Origin of the sequence: Actinoplanes sp. NPDC051633 (assembly GCF_040681735.1) — a bacterium.
Classification (GTDB): Bacteria; Actinomycetota; Actinomycetes; order Mycobacteriales; family Micromonosporaceae; genus Actinoplanes.
Genome location: NZ_JBFAZH010001102.1, coordinates 1 through 2,565, shown reverse-complemented (window position 1 = coordinate 2,565; position 2,565 = coordinate 1). Strand labels below are relative to the sequence as shown.

Annotated in this window: 3 protein-coding genes and 1 pseudogene; 1 reads left to right on the top strand and 3 read right to left on the bottom strand. The window is 69.1% G+C overall.

The window, feature by feature from the left end; genetic code table 11:
* The 3 genes from AB0M20_RS37530 to AB0M20_RS37520 all read right to left on the bottom strand — a co-directional run.
* Positions 1 to 1,539: TIM barrel protein (locus tag AB0M20_RS37530; RefSeq protein WP_364305558.1), on the bottom strand; the 1,539-nt coding region annotated here is incomplete at its 3' end.
* Positions 1,540 to 1,541: 2 nt separating this feature from the next.
* Positions 1,542 to 2,183, bottom strand: coding sequence for a TetR/AcrR family transcriptional regulator (locus AB0M20_RS37525; protein ID WP_364305556.1), 642 nt, complete (start codon positions 2,181 to 2,183; stop codon positions 1,542 to 1,544).
* Between the two features lie 86 nt (positions 2,184 to 2,269).
* Positions 2,270 to 2,467, bottom strand: coding sequence for a hypothetical protein (locus AB0M20_RS37520; protein WP_364305555.1), 198 nt, complete (start codon positions 2,465 to 2,467; stop codon positions 2,270 to 2,272).
* Between the two features lie 5 nt (positions 2,468 to 2,472).
* On the opposite strand from AB0M20_RS37520, the pseudogene AB0M20_RS37515 reads away from it, so the two are divergent.
* A pseudogene (locus AB0M20_RS37515) lies at positions 2,473 to 2,565 on the top strand (replication protein); the annotation flags it as partial.

Sequence of the window (2,565 nt, the reverse complement as noted above, 5' to 3'; positions counted from 1 at the left end):
GGCGTAGTAGTTGTCCGGCACCGGCAGGGTCGCGCCGGCCATCGCGGCCGCGGTGGCGAAGATGTCCGCCGTGGAGAAGGCGATGTGCTGCGGGTCGGGCACCGCCGGGGCCCAGTCGCCCCGGCGGAGCAGGGCGACGGTCAGGGCGAGACGGACGCTGCGGCCGTCATTGGCGTACGCGCGCGATCGCATCACCCCGAACGGAGCCGCGAACTCCTCGGTGGCCGCCCGCTCGAGCCCGAGCACCGACTCGTAGAACAACCCGGCCTCGTCGAAGTGGTCGAACGGCTGGGCCAGTCCCAAGTGGTCGATGCCGGTCAGCCCCGCGCCGCTCGCGTCCTCACCGGTGTCGAGGAAGTCGGCCAGCGAGAAGTTGAAGAACACTTCAACGCCGTCGGGCGCCTTGATGGACACCAGGTCCGCCTCGCGCGGGCCGCGCGTGCGCGGCAGGGGCGGGGCGAGCAGCGCCGCCGCGCGTACCCCGGACCGGTGTGGGTCCTCGGAAGTGAGGGCGAAGGCGCTGAGCGCGGCGGTGCCCGGCTCCTGCGGGCGGGTCACGGCGCTGTTCAGGATGACCCGGCAGCGGCCCTGCTCCCACAGCTCGACCGGCTTGGACCGGTGCTGGCCGGTGTGGGCGAAACCCAGTCCGCGCAACGCTTTCTGCAACTCCGGGCCGGATCGGCCGTCCACCGCCAGCTCGCTGAATCCGTGATCCCGCAGCGCCGGCGCCGGCGGCAGTCCGCCTTCCAGCGCGATCAGCGAGCGCATCGCGTCGACCGCGGTGCGCTCCGGATCCGACTGCCGGAAGACGTCGTTGAAGACCTCCAGCGACAGCGGCCCGTCGTACCCGGTGGCCAGCACCCGACGCACGAAGTCCGGCAGATCGAAGGCGCCCTGGCCCGGGAAGAGCCGATGGTGCCGGCTCCATTGCAGGACATCCATGCTGAGGTACGGGGCGTCCGCTAGTTGGAGGAAAAAGACCTTGCCGGGCGTGATCGCCTCGATCCCGTCGACCGGGACCTCGCGCGACAGCACGTGGAACGAGTCGAGGCACAACCCCAGCGCGGGATGGCCCGCGGCGCGCACTATCCGCCACGAGCGGTCCCATGTGGACACATGCCGACCCCAGGCCAGGGCTTCGTAGGCGATCCGCATCCCGCGCTCGTGCGCCCGCGCTGCCAGCATCGCCAGCTGCTCGGCGGCCAGATCGTCGTCGTCGATCGCGGCCGGCGACACCGACGAGCAGACCAGCATCGTGTCGGCGCCCAGCTCGGCCATCACGTCGAACTTGTGCTCGGCGCGGGCCAGATTCGCCGCCAGCAGATCGGCCGGCACCGCTTCGAAGTCGCGGAACGGCTGGTAGAGGTCGATGGTCAGGCCGCGGTCGGCGCAGCGGGCACGCACCTCGGCCGGTGACCACGGTGACACCACTAGGTCGTTCTCGAAGAGCTCGACGCCGTCGAAGCCGGCCTTCGCGGCCGCCGTGATCTTGTCGTCCAGCGTTCCCGAGACGCACACGGTGGCGATCGCGCGGCGCATCGTCAGCGCCTCGAGAGGTAGCCGGCGACCATGTCCGCGACCATGGTGCGGTGGTGCTCGCGGGTGCCGGGGTCGAGCAGGTCACGCCCGAAGATGGCGCCGAAGGTGTGCCGGTTGGCCACCCGGAAGAAGCAGAACGCGCTGATCATCATGTGTACGTCGAGCGCGTCGACGTCGTCCCGGAACAGGCCCTGCGCGCGGCCGCGCTCGAGCACGCCGGTGAGCATGTCGACCGCCGAGCTGTTCAGGTCGACCAGGCCCGCCACGTCGTTCATGTGCCGGCCCTGCTGGGCGTTCTCCGCGCCGACCAGCTTGATGAACCACGGGTGCGCCTCGTGGTGGTCGAAGGTGACCTCGGCGATCCGCCGGATGGCGGAGACCGGGTCGAGGTGGTCCACGTCGACGGCGCGCTCGGCGGCGCGGATCTCGGCGTACGCGCGCTCCAGCACGGAGAGGTAGAGCTGCTCCTTGCCGCCGAAGTAGTAGTAGATCATCCGCTTCGTGGTGCGGGTCCGGGCCGCGATCTCGTCGACCCGGGCACCGCTGTAGCCGTGTGTCGCGAACTCCTCGGTGGCCACCTCGAGAATGTCGGCGCGGGTGCGCTCGGCGTCGCGGCGGCGATCGGTCTCCGGTGGCGTTCGCATGATGTCCCGAACGTACCAGTGCGTTCAGAAAGCGACATGACTCGAGGGGGCGGTCGGGCATCGACCGCCCCCTCGAGCTCGGCGGATCAGTCGGCCAACGCGCAGGGGGCGAGAGCGTCGAGTCCGACCGGCTTCGCCGCGGTGCGGCCGATGGCGGTGGCGATCCGGTTGACGGTCGCGAACCGCTTGTCCTCCAGCGGTCCGAGGATGGCGTTCTGCACGAAGGCCGGTCCGCCCTCACCGGCACTGGTCGCCAGCCGGCGCTCGGGAAAAACCAAAAGCACGTTGGTTGTTTTTAACACTTTCAACAAAAAATGCGATTGACGGTGAAACTTTAGAACAGAGTTTAAAACATTTAACTAAAGCTTTTGATAGATTGAGT